This window comes from Pseudomonas sp. KnCO4 (genome assembly GCF_045344305.1).
In the GTDB taxonomy this organism is placed as follows: Bacteria; Pseudomonadota; Gammaproteobacteria; order Pseudomonadales; family Pseudomonadaceae; genus Aquipseudomonas; species Aquipseudomonas anuradhapurensis.
In genome coordinates this window covers 1023711-1042184 of the sequence record NZ_CP174199.1, presented here as the reverse complement: position 1 = coordinate 1042184, position 18474 = coordinate 1023711, and the positions used below count along the sequence as shown (strand labels likewise).

Here is an 18474-nt window from a genome sequence, read left to right as displayed (position 1 = left end):
CCCATGTCACTGAGCGTCTTCGACCTGTTCAAGATCGGCATCGGCCCCTCCAGCTCCCACACGGTCGGCCCCATGCGCGCAGCCGCACGGTTCGCCGAGGGGCTGCGCCGTGATGGCCTGCTCGCCCGTACCCGCAGCGTCAAAGCCGAGCTGTATGGCTCGCTGGGCGCCACCGGCAAGGGCCACGGCAGCGACAAGGCCGTACTGCTGGGCCTTGAAGGCGAACACCCCGACAGCGTCGATACCGACACCATCCCCGCTCGCCTGCAGGCGATCCGCGACAGCGGCCGCATCAGCCTGCTCGGCGAGCACAGCATCGCGTTCGTCGAAAAACAGCACCTGGCGATGATCCGCAAGCCACTGGACTACCACCCCAACGGCATGATCTTCCGCGCCTTCGACGAGGCCGGCCTGCAGATCCGTAGCCGTGAGTACTACTCGGTGGGCGGTGGTTTCGTGGTCGACGAGGATGCCGCCGGCCACGACCGTATCGTCGAGGACAGCACGCCACTGCCCTACCCGTTCAAGACCGCCAAAGAGCTGCTCGGCCATTGCACCGCGCAAAACCTGTCGATAAGCCAGGTGATGCTGGCCAACGAAGCGGCCTGGCGCCCGGAGGCGCAAACCCGTGCCGGCCTGCTGCGCATCTGGCAGGTGATGCAGGGCTGCGTGGACGCCGGCTGCCGGCATGAAGGCATCCTGCCGGGCGGGCTGAAGGTCAAGCGCCGGGCACCGGCGCTGTACCGCCAGCTGAGCGGCCACCCGGAAGCCAGCCTGCGCGATGCCCTGTCGGTACTCGACTGGGTCAACCTCTACGCCCTGGCGGTGAACGAGGAAAACGCCAACGGCGGGCGGGTGGTCACCGCGCCCACCAATGGCGCGGCAGGCATCGTGCCGGCGGTATTGCACTACTACATGCGCTTTGTGCCTGGCGCCAGCGAAGACGGGGTGGTGCGCTTCCTGCTCACCGCCGCGGCCATCGGCATCTTGTACAAGGAGAACGCCTCCATCTCCGGCGCCGAGGTGGGCTGCCAGGGTGAGGTCGGCGTGGCCTGCTCGATGGCCGCCGGGGCGCTGTGCGAGGTGATGGGCGGCAGCGTGCAACAAGTGGAAAACGCCGCCGAAATCGGCATGGAACACAACCTGGGCCTGACCTGCGACCCGATTGGCGGGCTGGTCCAGGTGCCTTGCATCGAGCGCAACGCCATGGGCTCGGTGAAGGCGATCAATGCGGTGCGCATGGCCTTGCGCGGCGACGGGCAGCACTACGTGTCGCTCGACAAGGTGATCCGCACCATGCGCCAGACCGGCGCCGACATGAAAAGCAAATACAAAGAGACCGCCCGCGGCGGCCTGGCCGTCAACATCATCGAATGTTGACCCGACAACTACAGCAAGGAGTCACCGATGTCCGAAACACTGCTCAAGACCCCGCTGCACGCCCTGCACCTGGAACTGGGTGCGCGCATGGTGCCGTTCGCCGGCTACGACATGCCAGTGCAGTACCCGCTGGGCGTGCTCAAGGAGCACCTGCACACCCGCGAGCAGGCCGGCCTGTTCGATGTCTCGCACATGGGCCAGATCAAGCTGCACGGCAGCGACGCCGCCAAGGCCCTGGAAAGCCTGGTGCCGGTGGATATCCTCGACCTGCCGGTAGGCATGCAGCGCTATGCCATGTTCACCAATGAGCAAGGCGGTATCCTCGACGACCTGATGGTCGCCAACCTGGGCAACGACACCCTGTTCCTGGTAGTCAACGCCGCCTGCAAGGACCAGGACCTGGCCCACCTGCGAGCGCATATCGGTGGCCGCTGCGAGGTGCAAGCGCTGTTCGAGGAGCGTGCCCTGCTGGCCCTGCAAGGCCCGGCCGCAGCCGAGGTGCTGGCGCGCCTGGCCCCGGAAGTAGCCAGCATGACCTTCATGCAGTTCCGCGCAGTAAAGTTGCTGGGTGAAGACTGCTACGTCAGCCGCTCGGGGTATACCGGCGAAGACGGCTACGAGATTTCGGTACCGGCACACGCCGCCGAAGCCCTGGCCCGTCGCCTGCTGGCCGAGCCGCAAGTGCAGCCGATCGGCCTGGGCGCGCGCGACTCGCTGCGCCTGGAAGCCGGCCTGTGCCTGTACGGCCACGACATGAACAGCGAAACCTCCCCGGTCGAAGCCAGCCTGCTGTGGGCCATTTCCAAGGTACGCCGGGCCGATGGCGCGCGTGCCGGCGGCTTCCCTGGGGCCGAGCACATCTTCGCCCAGCAGCGCGATGGCGTGCCGCGCAAACGCGTGGGCCTGTTGCCGCAGGAACGTACGCCAGTGCGCGAAGGCGCTGACATTGTCGATGCCAACGATCACCCGGTAGGCAAAGTTTGCAGTGGCGGCTTTGGCCCGACACTCGGCGCACCGGTCGCAATGGGTTATATCGATAGCGAACATGCAGCAATCGACACGCCACTGTTTGCTGTGGTGCGTGGCAAGAAGGTGGCTTTGAAAGTCAGTAAAATGCCTTTCGTGGCGCAACGTTACTACCGAGGCTGAAGCCGTTTTGTGAAGCGTGCGGGCAGGTTCGGCTTATTCGTTTCCGAACCTGCCTAATAACTTTTGAACATGGCGCCAGGCCAGGCGCCATGCCGTTTCCGACAAACTGGTCGGTTATCGGCAAACGGCCGATTTTCCAGACGAGCAAGGGCTTGTTTTTCGCTCGGGAGTTGGCGTAGAGTCACTGCACTGTGTTTGCATGGGTCGCAACAGTTCGTGACCTGGGCCAGTAGCCGCAATCTGCTACAACCCGTTTGACGTCTCTTACTTTCCTGCAACCCAGCCCAGTAATCTTTTGCTTACTATTTATTGCAAAAGAAACTGTCATCAAAATTCAAGCTTCATAGGAAATAAGACAATGGCTGAGCGTCAGAACGGTACCGTCAAGTGGTTCAATGACGAAAAAGGTTACGGTTTCATCACCCCAGAAAGCGGTGCTGATCTGTTCGTGCACTTCCGCGCTATTGAAGGCAACGGCTTCAAGAGCCTGAAAGAAGGCCAGAAGGTCTCCTTCGAAGCAGTGCAAGGCCAGAAAGGCCTGCAAGCTGACAAAGTTCAGGTCATCGGCTAAGCCGAGCCCGACTTCGAAAAAGCCCCTGCCAAGTGCAGGGGCTTTTTTTTGCCCGTAGAATATCGGCTTCGTCTTCTGGAGCCGTTCTGCATGTCCAAGCCTCTGCTTACACCCCAGGGTGATTTCCCGCCGGTCGGCCTGGGCCGGCGCCTGGCGGCGATGTTCTACGACTTTTTGCTGTGCACGGCGCTGCTGATCGTGACCGCTGGCGCCTACAAGATGATCCAGATGGCGATCATCGGCGAAGCACGCATGCGCGAGCTGACCGAGGCCGGTGCGCTGGATGGCGACCCGCTGCTGTCGACGCTACTGCTGTTTGCCCTGTTCGGCTTTTTTGCCAAGTTCTGGACCCATGGCGGGCAGACCCTGGGCATGCAGGTGTGGGGGGTGCGGGTGCAGAACGCCGATGGCACGGCCATCAGCCTGTGGCAGGCGCTGTTGCGCTTCGTGGTATCGATCGCCTCGTGGCTGTGCCTGGGGCTGGGTTTCTTCTGGGCGCTGATCGACAAGCGCAAGCGCGGCTGGCATGACATCTACTCGGAAAGCCAGCTGGTGCGGGTACCGAAGCAGAAGAAATGAGCTGAGACCTGTATTGCCTGCTTCCGGCCTATTCGCGGGCGTGCCCGCTCCCACAGGGGCTGTGATGAACCTGTGGGAGCGGGCACGCCCGCGAAGAAGCCAACACAAATGCCAGCAAAAAGCCGACCCTGAGGTCGGCTTTTTTGTACAGTTCAGGCCATTACCCCGCCCGGCGCAACAGCCACATCCCTGCCAGCGCACAGATGCCGGCCGGGATCACCACCGCCAACAGCGGCGGGAAGCCGAACACCTGGCTCGATGGCCCCAGCAGGTCCTGAGCAATGCGGAACACGAAGCCCACCAGCACACCGGTGAACACGCGCTGGCCAAGGGTCACCGAACGCAACGGGCCGAAAATGAACGAGATCGCCATCAGCACCAGCGCCGCGGTCACCATCGGTTGCAACACCTTGGTCCAGAACGCCAGCCAGTAACGGGCGTTGTTCAGGCCCTGGTCGGACAGGTAGTGGATGTAGTCCCACAAGCCAGTAATCGATAGCGACTCAGGCGCCAGGATCACGGTATTGAGCAGCTGCGGGGTGAGCGAAACGTCCCAGCGCTCCTGCGGCGTGTTCACCACTTCGGTATGGTCACCACGGAAGAAGGTGGTGCGCACGTCGGCAAGCAGCCAGTGATCGTCCTGGTATTGGGCGCGACGAGCGAAACTCGAAGTGACGATCTTGCGTTCGCTGTCGAAGCGGTAGCGGGTCACGCCCAGCAGCAGGCCGTTGGGCTGCACGGCGTTGATGTGCACGAACTCGTCACCCTGGCGGTGCCACATGCCACGCTTGGAGCTTTGTGCCTCACCCCCACCCTGGGCCAGCGAACGGTCGGCCTGGGCCTTGTTCTCGGTCACCGGTGCCACGTATTCGCCGATCAGCAGGCCGACCAGCATCAGCACCAGCATCGGCTTCATCACCGCCCAGACGATGCGGCCGATCGATACCCCGGCAGCGCGCATGATGGTCAGTTCGCTGCTGCTGGCCAGGCTGCCCAGGCCGATCAGGCAACCGATCAAGGCGGCCATCGGCAGCATTTCGTACAGGCGCCGTGGGGCGGTGAGCAAAACGAAGTTACCCGCCTCCATCACCGTGTAGGTATCGCTGAGGTCGCTCATTTCATCAATGAAGGCGAACAGCGAAGCCAGGCCAAGGATGATGCCCAGTACGGCGAGAATGGCCAGCAGCACGCTCTGGCCGATGTAACGGTCGAGTTTAGCCATGGGCCACCTCCGCACGGCGGGCGGCGCGCTTGAGGCGCAGCGGCTCCCAGTACATCAGGCCCAGGCCGATCAGCAGGAACAGGCCGTGGACCCACCACATGCCCAGGGCGATCGGCAACTTGCCCTTCTCGAGCGCGCCGCGTGCGGAAATCAGCATTGTCAGGTAGGCCATGTACAGAAGAATTGCCGGCAGCAGCTTGAGGAAGCGCCCCTGGCGCGGGTTGACTCGGGACAGCGGTACCGCCAGCAGGGTGACGACGAACACCAGGATGGGCAGCGACAGGCGCCATTGCAGCTCGGCACGCTCACGCAGGCCCGGCTTGCCGATCAGCTCGGAGGTGGGGATGGCTTCGCGCTCGGTCACTTCCTCGCTGACCTCCGGCTTGGGCAGCAGCACGCCGTAGGTGTCGTACTTGATGGCGCGGTAGTCGGCCTGGCCGGGGTTGCCGTCGTAACGGTAGCCGTTTTCCAGCACCAGGTAGCGGTTGCCGTCGGCCTGGATTTCCTGGTGGCCTTTTTCCGCGACCAGCACCGACGGCGCGCGGTCCTTGGTCTTGTCCTGGTTGAAGCGTTTTTCCGAGATGAACACCCCGGCCAGGTTGATGCGATCGTCAGACAACTGTTCGGTGTAGGTTACCCGCGAACCATCGCGCAGGGTCTGGAAGCGGCCCGGCACCAGAGTGTCGAACTCGGTCAGGGCATCCTGCTGGCTGATGATCTTCTGTACCTGGGCAACGCCCTGCGGCGCCAGGCTCAGGCTCAGCCAGGCCACCAGCAGGGCAACCAGGGCGGCCGGCGCCATGGTCAGGCCGAGCAAGCGCTGCTGGCTCATGCCAGTGGCCGACAGCACGGTCATCTCGCTTTCCAGGTACAAGCGCCCGTACGCCAGGAGAATGCCGAGGAACAGCCCCAAAGGCAGGATCAGCTGCAGGAAACCCGGCAGGCGGAAGCCCATGATCAGGAACAGCACGCTCGGGTCGAGCACACCCTGGGCAGCCTGGGCCAGGTACTTGATGAAGCGCCCGCTCATGATGATCACCAGCAGCACGGCGCTGACGGCGCTCAAGGTCACCAGGACCTCGCGGGACAGATAACGAAAGACGATCAAACCAGACACTCCTGGGTTGTCAGGGCGGACTGCCAAGCAATGGCGCCAGACAATGACTTAGTACATCCAAGACCAATGCCGGTTCGCCAAAGGCGAACCTCCATGTAAAGTGCGCGCATTATCCTGTGATTGAACGCCCCTGTCACTTCGCCGCGCATGAAGGCGTACAACGGGGTTGTCAGCACGCTTGCCGCAGGCTCAAACTGGCAGCTTTTCCGCTGGCGCGCGATAACGCAGCCAGGCCCGTCCAGAGCGCTGGAGCACACAGCGCCGACTGCATCGATCATTCGGGGATCCTGACATGGAACTGGTTGTAAAAAGCGTAGCTGCTGCATCCGTAAAAACCGCCACCCTGGTCATTCCGGTAGGTGAAAACCGCAAGCTCGGCGCCGTGGCCAAGGCCGTCGACCAGGCCAGCGAAGGCGCTATCAGTGCCGTGCTCAAGCGTGGCGACCTGGCTGGCAAGCCGGGCCAGACCCTGCTGCTGCAGAGCGTCGCCGGCCTGAAGGCCGAACGCGTGCTGTTGGTGGGCAGCGGCAAGGACGACGCCCTGGGCGACCGCGCCTGGCGCAAACTGGTCAACAGCGTCGCCGGCGTGCTCAAGGGCCTGAACGGCAGCGATGCCGTGCTGGCCCTGGACGACATTGCGGTCAGCAACCGCGATGCCCATTACGGCAAATACCGCCTGCTGGCCGAAACCCTGCTTGATGGCGAGTACGCGTTCGACCGCTTCAAGAGCCAGAAGGCCGAGCCGCGCGCCCTGAAAAAGGTCACCCTGCTGGCCGACAAGGCCGGCCAGGCCGACGTCGAGCGCGCGGTCAAGCACGCCAGTGCCATCGCCACCGGCATGGCCTTCACCCGCGACCTCGGCAACCTGCCGCCCAACCTGTGCCACCCAAGCTTCCTTGCCGAGCAGGCCAAGGACCTGGGCAAGGCGCACAAGGCGCTGAAGGTCGAGGTACTGGACGAGAAGAAGATCAAGGACCTGGGCATGGGCGCGTTCTACGCCGTCGGCCAGGGCAGCGACCAGCCGCCACGCCTGATCGTGCTCAACTACCAGGGCGGCAAGAAAGCCGAGAAGCCGTTCGTGCTGGTGGGCAAGGGCATTACCTTCGACACCGGCGGCATCAGCCTCAAGCCAGGTGCCGGCATGGATGAGATGAAATACGACATGTGCGGCGCGGCCAGCGTGCTCGGCACCCTGCGTGCGGTGCTCGAGCTGCAACTGCCGATCAACCTGGTGTGCCTGCTGGCCTGTGCCGAAAACATGCCGAGCGGCGGCGCCACCCGCCCGGGTGACATCGTCACCACCATGAGCGGCCAGACCGTGGAAATCCTCAACACCGACGCCGAAGGCCGCCTGGTGCTGTGCGACACCCTGACCTACGCCGAACGCTTCAAGCCGCAGGCGGTGATCGACATCGCCACCCTCACCGGCGCCTGCATCGTCGCCCTGGGCAGCCACACCTCCGGCCTGATGGGCAACAATGACGACCTGGTCGGCCAGTTGCTCGACGCCGGCAAGCGCGCCGACGACCGCGCCTGGCAGCTGCCGCTGTTCGATGAATACCAGGAGCAGCTGGACAGCCCGTTCGCCGACATGGGCAACATCGGTGGGCCGAAAGCCGGCACCATCACCGCCGGCTGCTTCCTGTCGCGCTTCGCCAAGGCCTACGACTGGGCGCACCTGGACATCGCCGGCACGGCCTGGGTCAGCGGTGGCAAGGACAAAGGCGCCACCGGCCGCCCGGTACCGCTGCTGACCCAGTACCTGCTGGACCGCGCTGGCGCCTGACGCCGTGCAGCCGGTGGCGCCTCGTGCGCCATCGGCCGGCGATATCACCATGAGCAAAGTCGATTTCTACATCCTGCCCACCGACGCGCTGTCGGCGCGCCTGGACTTCGCCTGCAAGCTGTGTGAAAAGGCCTGGCGCCTTGGCCACCGGGTCTACCTGCATTGCCAGGATGCCGAGCAGCGCGACCAGCTGGACCAACGCCTGTGGCGCTTCAAGGGCGAAGCTTTCGTGCCCCACGACCTGGCAGAGCTGCACGCCGACGCGCGCGTGGCCCTGGGCCTGGCCGACGACGCCGGCGACCATCGCGACCTGCTGATCAACCTGGGCGCCGGCGTGCCGGGCTTTGCCGGCCAGTTCGAGCGCATCGCCGAGATCGTCGTCGAAGAACCTGGCATCCGCCAGTCGGCACGTGAGCGATTCCGTTTCTACCGTGAACAGGGCTATGCTCTGCAAGACCACCGCTTACAGCGACTTTGACGACGATGGACAAACCCTCCCCGCTACCCGATTCCGCCCATCTGCTCGATGACCTCGAGTCGATCCGCCAGTTGCTTGGCGATGCCGACCTGCAACCGCCACTGCTGACCGAGACGGTCGAACAGATCCCCTTGCTGCTGGAAGCAGCGCCCGACACCACCGCAGCGGCTGCCGCAGCGGCCGAACCCGAGGCCGTGGACGACCCGCAGACGCGGCGCCAGGACACCCTGCTGCACCTGGAAAGCGAACTGCGCGCGGCGGCGCAGATGATCATGCAGGACGTGATCAACGACTTTACCCCGCATATCGAGAACGAGATCAAACGCCGGCTGGATGCGCGGATCGAGCGGTTGATCAAGCGTTCCGAGTAAACCGGGTATCAGCGGCGCCTGCTTCGCGGGCACGCCCGCTGCCACAGGTACGGTGCAAGCTTCGAGACATGCACCGTACCTGCGGCAGCGGGCGTGCCCGCGAAGCAGGCGCCACGGTTCCGTCAGTTGTCAGCAGCTTGTCGCCTGCGGCCCCCAGCTTGGTTATACTTCCCGGCTTTCCCGAATAAATGCACAGGGTCCCGCCGCGCATGGATAAGACCTACCAGCCGCACGCCATCGAAACTTCCTGGTACAACACCTGGGAGTCCGAGAATTATTTCGCCCCACAAGGTGCAGGCGAGTCCTACACCATCATGATCCCGCCGCCGAACGTGACCGGCAGCCTGCACATGGGCCACGGCTTCAACAACGCGATCATGGATGCCCTGATCCGTTTCCGCCGCATGCAAGGCCGCGACACCCTGTGGCAGCCCGGCACCGACCACGCCGGTATCGCCACCCAGATGCTGGTCGAGCGCCAGCTCGAGGCCAAGGGCCAGAACCGCCATGACCTGGGCCGCGAAAAGTTCCTGGAAAAGGTCTGGGAATGGAAGGACCAGTCCGGCGGCAACATCAGCCGCCAGATCCGCCGCCTGGGCTCGTCGGTGGACTGGAGCCGCGAGCGCTTCACCATGGACGACGGCCTGTCCGAAGCGGTCAAGGAAGCCTTCGTGCGCCTGCACGAGGACGGCCTGATCTACCGCGGCAAGCGCCTGGTCAACTGGGACACCAAGCTGCACACGGCCATCTCCGACCTCGAAGTGGAAAACCACGACGAGAAGGGCCACCTGTGGAACCTGCGCTACCCGCTGGCCGATGGCGCCAAGACCGCCGAAGGCAAGGATTACCTGGTCGTCGCCACCACCCGCCCGGAAACCCTGCTGGGTGACGCCGCGGTAGCGGTCAACCCGAACGACGAGCGCTACCAGGCGCTGATCGGCAAGTTCGTCGAACTGCCGCTGGTCGGCCGTCGCATCCCGATCATCGCCGACGACTATTGCGATCCCGAGTTCGGTACCGGTTGCGTGAAGATCACCCCGGCCCACGATTTCAACGACTACGAAGTCGGCAAGCGCCACAACCTGCCGCTGCTGAACATCTTCGACAAGAACGCCTTCGTGCTGGCCAGCGCCCAGGCCTTCAACCTCGACGGCAGCGTCAACGAGCAGGTCGACACCCGCCTGCCGGCCCAGTACGCCAACCTCGACCGCTTCGTCGCGCGCAAGCAGATCGTCGCCGACCTGGACGCCCAGGGCCTGCTGGTGAGCATCGACGACCACGCCCTGAAGGTGCCGAAAGGCGACCGTTCGGGCACCGTCATCGAGCCGTGGCTGACCGACCAGTGGTACGTCTCCACCAAGCCGTTGGCAGAACCTGCCATCGCTGCCGTGGAAGACGGCCGCATCCAGTTCGTGCCCAAGCAGTACGAGAACATGTATTTCTCCTGGATGCGCGACATCCAGGACTGGTGCATCAGCCGCCAGCTGTGGTGGGGCCACCGTATCCCGGCGTGGTACGACGAGGCCGGCCAGGTCTATGTCGGCCGCAACGAGGCAGAAGTGCGCGCCAAGCACAACCTGGGCGCCGACGTTGCCCTGCGCCAGGACGACGACGTGCTCGACACCTGGTTCAGTTCCGGGCTGTGGACTTTCTCCACCCTGGGCTGGCCGGAGCAGACCGAATTCCTCAAGAAGTTCCACTCCACCGATGTGCTGGTGACCGGCTTCGACATCATCTTCTTCTGGGTTGCGCGCATGATCATGCTGACCATGCACCTGATCAAGAACGAAGACGGCACCCCGCAGGTACCGTTCAAGACCGTGTACGTGCACGGCCTGGTGCGGGACGGCCAGGGCCAGAAGATGTCCAAGTCCAAAGGCAACGTGCTGGACCCGCTGGATATCGTCGACGGCATCACCCTCGATGCCCTGCTGGAAAAACGCACCAGCGGCATGATGCAGCCGAAGCTGGCCGAGAAGATCGCCAAGCAGACCAAGGCCGAGTTCCCTGAAGGTATTGCCAGCTACGGCACCGATGCCCTGCGCTTCACCTTCTGCTCGCTGGCCTCCACCGGCCGCGACATCAAGTTCGACATGGGCCGCGTCGAAGGCTACCGCAACTTCTGCAACAAGATCTGGAACGCCGCCCGCTACGTGCTGGACAAAGGCGAGGACTGCGGCCAGAACGGCGAGGCCGTCGAACTGTCGCTGGCCGACCGCTGGATCATCTCGCAGCTGCAACGCACCGAAGCCGAAGTGACCCGCCAGCTGGAGCAGTTCCGCTTCGACCTGGCCAGCCAGGCACTGTACGAGTTCATCTGGAACCAGTACTGCGACTGGTACCTGGAACTGTCCAAGCCGGTATTATGGGACGAGAACGCACCGGTCGAGCGCGCCCGTGGCACCCGTCGCACCCTGGTGCGCGTGCTGGAAGTGGCACTGCGCCTGGCGCATCCGTTCATGCCGTTCATCACTGAAGAAATCTGGCAGCGCATCGCGCCGCTGGCCGGCATCAGCGGCAAGACCATCATGCTGCAGCCATGGCCGGTGGCCAATGAAAGCCGCATCGACCCGGCCGCCGAAGGCGACATCGAATGGCTCAAGGAGCTGATGGTTGGCCTGCGCAATATCCGCGCCGAGATGAACATCGGCCCGGGCAAGCCGCTGCCGCTGTTCCTGAAGAACGCCAACGCCGACGACCAGCGTCGCCTGCAGGAAAACGAAGCGCTGCTGAAGAAGCTGGCCAAGGTCGAATCGTTCACCGTGCTGAGCGATGCCGACGAAGCCCCGCTGTCGGCCACCGCCCTGGTCGGTGACCTGCAGGTGCTGGTGCCGATGGCCGGCCTGATCGACAAGGATGCCGAGCTGGCGCGCCTGAACAAGGAGATCCAGCGCCTGCAAGGTGAAGTGGCGCGCGTGGGCGGCAAGCTGTCCAACGCTGCCTTCGTCGACAAGGCCCCACCTGCGGTGATCGAGAAGGAACGCGCCAAGCTGGCCGAGTCCGAACAGGCCCTGGCCAACTTCACCGAGCAGCACGCGCGGATTGCGGCGCTTTAATCACCAGAGAAACAGCTGGGGCCGCTGTGCGGCCCTTTCGCGACACAAGGCCGCTCCTGCAGGGACGGCGCCGGTTTGAAGGGCGCCGCTATCCTGCAGGAGCGGCCTTGTGTCGCGAAAGGGCTGCATAGCAGCCCCAGGCTCTATCAGCCACCGCTCGTATAGGGCTGGACACTGCCATGACCCCGAACAAACCCACCCTGCACCCGCGCAACCGCCACCAGGGCCGCTACGACTTCCCCAGCCTGATCAAGGCCCTCCCCGAGCTGGCGCGCTTCACCATCACCAACCCTCACGGCAAGCCCAGCATCGACTTCGCCAACCCCGAAGCCGTACGGGTATTCAACCGCGCCCTGCTCAAGGCCCAATACGGCATCCAGCACTGGGACATCCCGGCCGACTACCTGTGCCCGCCGATCCCCGGTCGCGCCGACTACCTCCATGTGGCTGCCGACCTGTTGGCCGACGACAATGCCGGCGAGATCCCCAAGGGCGCGCAGGTTCGCGTACTGGACATCGGCGTCGGCGCCAACTGCATCTACCCGCTGCTCGGCCACAGCGACTACCGCTGGCGCTTCCTCGGTTCGGACATCGACCCGGTGGCCCTGGCCTCGGCCAAGGCCATCGTCCAGGCCAACCGCCTGGACAAGGCCATCACCCTGCGCCAGCAGGCCAACCGTGCCCACATCCTCGGCGGCCTGCTGCAGGAGGACGAACACTTTGACCTGACCCTGTGCAACCCGCCCTTCCACGCCTCGCGCGACGAAGCCACCCGCGGCAGCCAGCGCAAGTGGAAGAACCTCGGCAAGCAGGACCCCAAGCGCAAGTTGCCGGTGCTGAACTTCGGTGGCCAGAACAATGAACTGTGGTGCGAGGGCGGCGAGATCCGTTTCGTCACCCAGCTGGTTGGCGAAAGCGTGCAGTACGCAGAACGGGTGCTGTGGTTCACCAGCCTGGTGTCCAAGGCCAGCAACCTGCCGGGGATCGAGGCCGCGCTGAAGAAGGCCGGCGCCAAGGCCGTGCGCGTCGCCGAAATGGGCCAGGGGCAGAAACAGAGCCGCATGGTCGCCTGGAGCTTCCTCGACGAGGCAGCGCGCCAGGCCTGGCACGCCCGGCGTAGACAACAGGCATGAAAAAACCGCGCCCGGGCAAGCCGGGCGCGGTTTCGTCAAAGCGTCAACAATTACTTGTTGATGGCGTCGGTCAGCACTTTGGCTGGAACGAACTTGACGACTTTCTTGGCAGCGATTTCGATGGCAGCGCCAGTCGAAGGGTTGCGGCCGGTACGGGCAGGACGCTCGGTGACTTTCAGCTTGCCGATGCCTGGCAGAGTGATTTCAGCGCCGTTTTCCAGCTGGTCGGCAACGATCTGGCCCAGTTGCTCCAGAGCGTTCTTGGCGGTGGCTTTTGGCGCGGCGATCGATTCGGCGATGTCGGCAATCAGTTGGTCTTTGGTCAATGCCATGGTGGTGTTCCTTCCCTATCAAATTCGATGGTTATGCAGCGGGCTAACGACGTTATCGGGCCAGCCCCTGAAAGTGGAGGGCCGCGCCAATCGCGTATGTAGATACGCAAATCGACGTTTGGTTCGACACGCCGGCAGCACGTTGCCAGCAATGCGCCACGTGCTGGGCGCAAGACCGCGCAAAGCTACCACAGGAACGGATAAATATCCGCTGCGCACTTCGATTAAATGCAGGTTTTTCGGGGGTTTTAGCCTGGGACGCACGAATTTGCACAAAAAACGAACAACCGGCATTTCTGCCAACATCCGGCCACTGCATCACCTGGCGTCTGGGGTAAACTTGGCACCTTTTGCAGCCCGCCGAGAATTCCATGCCAATCCGTCATTGCATCGTTCACCTGATCGACAAAAAGCCCGATGGCAGCCCCGCCGTGCTGCATGCCCGCGATTCCGAACTGGCCGCCTCCGATGCCATCGAAAACCTGCTGGCCGACCTCAATGACAGCTACAACGCCAAGCAAGGCAAGGCCTGGGGGTTCTTTCACGGTGAGTCCGGCGCCTACCCGCTGAGCGGCTGGCTGAAGCAGTACCTGGACCAGGAAAAGGATTTCACCGCCTTCAGCCGCGTAGCCGTGGAGCACCTGCAGAAGCTGATGGAAGAGTCCAACCTGTCCACCGGCGGCCACATCCTGTTTGCCCATTACCAGCAAGGCATGACCGAGTACCTGGCGATCGCCCTGCTGCACCATAGCGAAGGCGTGGCGGTGAACGCCGAACTCGATGTGACGCCTTCGCGCCACCTTGACCTCGGGCAGTTGCACCTGGCGGCGCGCATCAACCTGTCGGAATGGAAGAACAACCAGAACTCCAAGCAGTACATCTCGTTCATCAAGGGCAAGAACGGCAAGAAGGTTTCCGACTACTTCCGCGATTTCATCGGCTGCCAGGAAGGGGTCGACGGCCCGGGCGAAACCCGCACCCTGCTCAAGGCCTTCAGCGACTTCGTCGAGAGCGAAGACCTGCCGGAGGAGTCCGCCCGCGAAAAAACCCAGACCCTGGTGGACTACGCCACCACCCAGACCAAGCTGGGCGAGCCAGTGACCCTGGAAGAGCTGTCCAGCCTGATCGACGAGGACCGACCGAAGGCGTTCTACGACCACATCCGTAACAAGGATTACGGCCTGTCACCGGAAATCCCCGCAGACAAACGCACCCTCAACCAGTTCCGTCGCTTCACCGGGCGTGCCGAGGGGCTGTCGATCAGCTTCGAAGCGCATCTGCTGGGGGACAGGGTGGAATATGACGAAGCGGCCGGGACCTTGATCATCAAGGGGCTGCCGACCACCCTGGTGGACCAGCTGAAGCGGCGCAAGGACTGATGGCCCGAGGGGCTGCTGCGCAGCCCCATCGCGAAGCGACCCTAGGCTCTGTACGAAAAGTCTTGAGACGCAGGTCAGGCGAGGCGAAAACAGCCGAGGAAGCGGAGTGCACTGGAGTACATGAGCATTCCGAGGCTGTTTTCAACGCAGCATGAACAAGTATCAAGGCTTTTCGTACAGAGCCTAGGGCGAGGAAGCGCTGTCATAGCCGGCCACCAACGCCTCCTTGGCCGATTTGCGCAGGCGCTTCACCAGCCGTTCCTGGCGCAACGCCTCGCCCTTGTCCGGCCATCGCTCCATATACACCAGCGCCTGGGCCGGGCTGGTCTTGAAATAACGTGCACCCTGCCCTTTCTGGTGAGCCAGAAAGCGCCGCTGCGGATCATCGCTGATGCCGCAATACAACGAACCATTGGCAGCCCGTACCAGGTAGACATACCAGGGTTTCGTTGCCTGATCCGGCACTTGTTCACTCACGACGCCTGCTCTTTTCATCATTAGTTTGGTGGGCCCACTCATCGAGGGCTTCATCATGCTTGATTCGCTTCCCCACATCGGCTTGGGTGCAGCACTGCTTGTGGTTGCATTCGCCACACAGGCATCGACTGGCGAGGAAACCGCCAGACAGATGCAAGACAACTACGACGCCACCCCTGCCCAGTGCGAGGGCAGAGCCGTACCTGCCCACGCCTGCTCGGGCGTGCTGCTTCGCTCGACCAAGCCGTCACCGCATTACCACACCTGGCATCATAGCCAGAACAGCAAGGACAAGGGCGGCGTATCGTTCTCCTACCTGCGCAGCGATATCCCCACCACCCGACTGGCTGCCGATGGCCGCAGTGGCTTCACCCTGTACCCGATGCTGCAACGCCCGCAAGGCTCGCTACGCTACGAGATGCTGTGCGCCTGGCCCACCGACGGCGACACCTGGGAACGCGATAATCGCGGCTGCGGCGATAACCGGCAAACGGCCGAAACCGAGGCAGCCTGCCACGAACAGGGGGTGTTCACTGCCGAGCAATGGATGGCGCGCTTCAGGCAGAGCGAGGATTATAAACGCCAATGCGCCTTCGACATCCGTCGCGCGCGGGTGCCGGAACGGGCCGAGGCCTTCCATCAAAGCCTGCGCGCCAAACAACTGTTCGCCCGTGAGCTGCCGTTTCCCTGGAACGAAGTGGTGATTGGCGCCTGGGACGAGGCGAGCGCCAATCGCCTGCCGATCCAGTCGTTTTTCCACATCGAGGGCGAGTATGGTGCGCTGCAGCAGGCTCAGGCCGACCAAAAGGACTGGCACCAGACGTATGGCAGTTTCATCCCGGTGATTCGTATTCGGCTACCGGACACGGCCAACGGGCGTGCCACCTTCAGCTACCACGACAGTGATCAGGCCGTGGCGCTGCCCTGAGCATGCTGATACGCCCGCAAGCCGTTGAACGCTTGCTGGCGTACCTTGTTCTGCAGCAGCGGCGACCAGCCAAGCAGCAGCCCTGGAACACCCAGCGCCTGCCGCGACCAGCGCCACAGGTCGAAGGTGTCGTCATGCTGGCAGATCAGCCCATCGCGGATCACGAAACGCGCCTGGATATCGTTGACCACGGTGCGGCCAGTCTGGCTGAACAGGTAGGTGGCGACCCAGTGTGCGCCACCGCTGCGCTCATCGGCGCGTACGCCGTCGAACGTCAGGGTGAAATCCTTCGCCCGGGTGGTGAGCATGCGCCACATGTCGCCCACGTCCTTGCCGCGCAAGGTACCGAATACCGGGTCGCTGAAGACGATATCGTCGCTGTAGCAGGCCACCATGGCCTCGGCGTCAAGGCGCTGGAAGGCCTGGTAGAAGCGGGTGATGAGTTCGCGGTTGGCGTCGCTCATGAGGGCTGGTCCGTCCTGGGGTGGAAAGCAGCACGATAATCTGCCTCACAGGCTTATACCAGTACCCGCAAAGAGGCCAGTGCTGGCAAGGTTCACCCTCAAACCTTCTCGCTGCTCACCTGCACATGCAATGCCCGCCCAGCCCCCAGCCCGAACACGATGGCACCAACCCCCAACACGGCAAAAATCCAGCCCACGGCGGCCCAGCCCCCGCTCAGGTCATGCACCAGGCCCACCGCAAACGGCCCCATCGACGCCAAGGTGTAGCCCACGCCTTGGGCCATGCTCGACAGGTTGGCCGCGACATGGGCATCTTTCGAACGCAGCACGATCAAGGTCAGCGCCAGGGCGAAGGTACCGCCCTGCCCCAGGCCCAGCAGTACCGCCCAGCCCCACAGCCCGGCAAGCGGCGCATACAGGCAACCGAACAAGCCGCCCAGGGTGGTCAGCATGACCAGCACGATCGCCAGCCGCTGGTCCTTGCCGCGCGTGGCCAACCACGGCGCACTGAGCGAACTGACCAACTGCACGATCACCGACCCCGACAGCACCAACCCCGCCTCGGTCGGGCTCAGGCCGCGACCGATCAGGATTGACGGCAACCAACCGAACACGATGTAGGCCAGCGACGATTGCAGGCCCATGTACAAGGTCACCTGCCAGGCCAAGGGATCACGCCACAGCCCACGCACACGATAGGCCACCTTGTGCAAGCCATGCCCCTGGCGGGCCTGGGGCAGCCAGACCAGCATGGCCAGCAGTGCCGGTAGCGCCCAGAAGCCCAGCCCCAACGCCCAGCTGCCGTCGAAGTGCTGTGCCAGAGGGACGGTCGCCCCCGCTGCCATGGCCGCACCCAGGCATAGCGCCATGGTGTACACGCCGGTCAGCGTGCCGGCGTGCTGCGGGAAGTCGCGCTTGACGATACCCGGCAACAGCACGCCGATGATGCCGATACTGGCCCCGGCCATCAGGCTGCCGAGGAACACGCCGATAGCACCGAAGCTACTGCGCAGCACGGTGCCCAGTGCCAGGCTGGCGAGGATGCCGAGGATCACCCGCTCACTGCCGAAACGACGCGCCAGCACTGGCGCCAACGGGGCGAACAAACCCAGGCACAACACTGGCAAGGTGGTCAGCAGCCCAGCCAGCGAGGCGTTCAGCCCCAGGCCGGCGGACACCTGGCCAAGCACCGGCGCCATGCTCGACAACGCTGGGCGCAGGTTCAGCGCCACCAGCACCAGGCCGAGCAACAGCAGCCACGGCCGCCGCAGCAGCACGGGCTGCTGCTGGACCTGCTCGTCGTCAGCCTCGGCATCGATCAGCAGCTCATCGAGATCCCGCTCAGGTGGCGGGGTATTACGGGTGATGGATTCAGCCATGGGCGTTCTCGAGTCAGGATTCGATAAGGGTACGGCTTAGGCGTTTGGCCCGCTCCGCGTCGCGTTGCTCGATGGCCTCGAGAATCTGCCCGTGCAGGTCGAACGTGGCCTGGCAGCGCGGAACGGTGGTCATGTTGTGCTGCAGCGCGGCAGCCACCACCCCGGAAAAGTAGCGGTACAACTCGCTGAGTGCCGGGTTGTGGGCGGCATCCACCAGCCGTTGGTGAAACACCAGGTCGCAGGCCACGTAGGCTGCAACATCGCCATGAAAATGCCCGGCACTGACCGCCAGGGCATCACGCAACGCCTGCAGGTCGGCATCGGTACGCCGCAGCGCGGCCAGGCCGATAGCTTCGGCTTCCAGAATGTGCCGGGTTTCACGGGCATGTTCAGGTGAGCAGCGTGACATCGCCTGCACCGCCTGCAGCGGATCCTGGGCGGTGCGCAGGTAACTGCCATCGCCCTGGCGAATTTCCACCAGGCCACTGAAGGCCAGCACCCGCATGGCCTCACGCACGGTATTACGGCTGATGCCCAGCTCTACGGCCAGCACCGGTTCGGTGGGCAGACGTTGGCCGATTTGCCAGTCGCCCTGGAGGATGCGTTCGCGCATGCGTTCGACGGCAAGTTCGACCAGTGAGCGCCTGGTCAGTTCGCTGCTCATTTCACTCAA

Annotated in this window: 18 protein-coding genes; 11 read left to right on the top strand and 7 right to left on the bottom strand. The window is 63.8% G+C overall.

The annotated features are described in order from the left end of the window. Positions 1 to 3 precede the first annotated feature (3 nt). From ACJA3S_RS04900 to ACJA3S_RS04885, 4 genes are all read left to right on the top strand, one after another. Entirely contained in the window at positions 4 to 1380 is a 1377-nt protein-coding gene (locus tag ACJA3S_RS04900) for an L-serine ammonia-lyase (protein ID WP_406821008.1), read from the top strand. Between the two features lie 27 nt (positions 1381 to 1407). Then, a complete protein-coding gene (gcvT, locus tag ACJA3S_RS04895) occupies positions 1408 to 2529 on the top strand; it encodes a glycine cleavage system aminomethyltransferase GcvT (protein WP_406821007.1) in 1122 nt (373 codons plus the stop codon). A 358-nt stretch (positions 2530 to 2887) separates the two neighbouring features. Next, positions 2888 to 3100 (top strand): cold-shock protein, encoded by a 213-nt coding sequence (locus ACJA3S_RS04890; RefSeq protein ID WP_075043881.1) that lies wholly within the window; start codon positions 2888 to 2890, stop codon positions 3098 to 3100. A 90-nt stretch (positions 3101 to 3190) separates the two neighbouring features. Next, complete coding sequence (locus ACJA3S_RS04885) at positions 3191 to 3679, top strand: RDD family protein (protein ID WP_170028430.1); 489 nt, start codon at positions 3191 to 3193, stop codon at positions 3677 to 3679. Positions 3680 to 3839: 160 nt separating this feature from the next. Here ACJA3S_RS04885 and lptG read toward each other — a convergent pair whose 3' ends face one another. Next, positions 3840 to 4901, bottom strand: coding sequence for an LPS export ABC transporter permease LptG (gene lptG / locus ACJA3S_RS04880; protein WP_170028429.1), 1062 nt, complete (start codon positions 4899 to 4901; stop codon positions 3840 to 3842). Beyond that, complete coding sequence (gene lptF, locus ACJA3S_RS04875; protein WP_406821006.1) at positions 4894 to 6009, bottom strand: LPS export ABC transporter permease LptF; 1116 nt, start codon at positions 6007 to 6009, stop codon at positions 4894 to 4896. The genes lptG and lptF overlap by 8 nt, the downstream gene beginning before the upstream one ends. A gap of 301 nt (positions 6010 to 6310) precedes the next feature. Here lptF and ACJA3S_RS04870 point away from each other — a divergent pair, with 301 nt between their 5' ends. The 5 genes from ACJA3S_RS04870 to rlmF all read left to right on the top strand — a co-directional run bounded on the left by ACJA3S_RS04870 (position 6311) and on the right by rlmF (position 12842). After that, the gene (locus ACJA3S_RS04870; protein WP_406821005.1) at positions 6311 to 7804 is read left to right on the top strand and encodes a leucyl aminopeptidase; all 1494 of its coding nucleotides are present in this window, start codon (positions 6311 to 6313) and stop codon (positions 7802 to 7804) included. A gap of 49 nt (positions 7805 to 7853) precedes the next feature. After that, positions 7854 to 8282 carry a DNA polymerase III subunit chi gene (locus ACJA3S_RS04865; RefSeq protein WP_406821004.1) on the top strand — a complete coding sequence of 143 codons (429 nt, stop codon included), beginning with the start codon at positions 7854 to 7856 and terminating at the stop codon, positions 8280 to 8282. Positions 8283 to 8287: 5 nt separating this feature from the next. Next, the gene (locus ACJA3S_RS04860) at positions 8288 to 8653 is read left to right on the top strand and encodes a DNA polymerase III subunit chi (RefSeq protein WP_406821003.1); all 366 of its coding nucleotides are present in this window, start codon (positions 8288 to 8290) and stop codon (positions 8651 to 8653) included. A 209-nt stretch (positions 8654 to 8862) separates the two neighbouring features. After that, positions 8863 to 11709, top strand: coding sequence for a valine--tRNA ligase (locus tag ACJA3S_RS04855; protein WP_170028424.1), 2847 nt, complete (start codon positions 8863 to 8865; stop codon positions 11707 to 11709). Between the two features lie 179 nt (positions 11710 to 11888). Beyond that, positions 11889 to 12842 carry a 23S rRNA (adenine(1618)-N(6))-methyltransferase RlmF gene (gene rlmF, locus ACJA3S_RS04850; RefSeq protein ID WP_406821002.1) on the top strand — a complete coding sequence of 318 codons (954 nt, stop codon included), beginning with the start codon at positions 11889 to 11891 and terminating at the stop codon, positions 12840 to 12842. Between the two features lie 50 nt (positions 12843 to 12892). Here the strand turns inward: rlmF and ACJA3S_RS04845 are convergent, their stop codons facing one another. Then, positions 12893 to 13174 (bottom strand): HU family DNA-binding protein, encoded by a 282-nt coding sequence (locus tag ACJA3S_RS04845; RefSeq protein WP_112250800.1) that lies wholly within the window; start codon positions 13172 to 13174, stop codon positions 12893 to 12895. 371 nt (positions 13175 to 13545) lie between these two features. On the opposite strand from ACJA3S_RS04845, the gene yejK reads away from it, so the two are divergent. After that, positions 13546 to 14553, top strand: a complete 1008-nt coding sequence (gene yejK / locus ACJA3S_RS04840) for a nucleoid-associated protein YejK (protein ID WP_186686196.1) — start codon at positions 13546 to 13548, stop codon at positions 14551 to 14553. Between the two features lie 183 nt (positions 14554 to 14736). On the opposite strand, the gene ACJA3S_RS04835 is transcribed toward yejK, so the two are convergent. Next, entirely contained in the window at positions 14737 to 15030 is a 294-nt protein-coding gene (locus ACJA3S_RS04835) for a GIY-YIG nuclease family protein (protein WP_406821001.1), read from the bottom strand. A 151-nt stretch (positions 15031 to 15181) separates the two neighbouring features. Here ACJA3S_RS04835 and ACJA3S_RS04830 point away from each other — a divergent pair, with 151 nt between their 5' ends. Then, positions 15182 to 15958 (top strand): hypothetical protein, encoded by a 777-nt coding sequence (locus ACJA3S_RS04830; RefSeq protein ID WP_406821000.1) that lies wholly within the window; start codon positions 15182 to 15184, stop codon positions 15956 to 15958. Here ACJA3S_RS04830 and ACJA3S_RS04825 read toward each other — a convergent pair. The 3 genes from ACJA3S_RS04825 to ACJA3S_RS04815 form a co-directional block, all read right to left on the bottom strand. Further along, positions 15937 to 16422, bottom strand: a complete 486-nt coding sequence (locus tag ACJA3S_RS04825; protein ID WP_406820999.1) for a nuclear transport factor 2 family protein — start codon at positions 16420 to 16422, stop codon at positions 15937 to 15939. The genes ACJA3S_RS04830 and ACJA3S_RS04825 overlap by 22 nt on opposite strands. A gap of 98 nt (positions 16423 to 16520) precedes the next feature. Then, entirely contained in the window at positions 16521 to 17801 is a 1281-nt protein-coding gene (locus tag ACJA3S_RS04820) for a CynX/NimT family MFS transporter (RefSeq protein WP_406820998.1), read from the bottom strand. 13 nt (positions 17802 to 17814) lie between these two features. Further along, positions 17815 to 18465 (bottom strand): FadR/GntR family transcriptional regulator, encoded by a 651-nt coding sequence (locus tag ACJA3S_RS04815; protein WP_170028418.1) that lies wholly within the window; start codon positions 18463 to 18465, stop codon positions 17815 to 17817. Between the last annotated feature and the right edge of the window lie 9 nt (positions 18466 to 18474).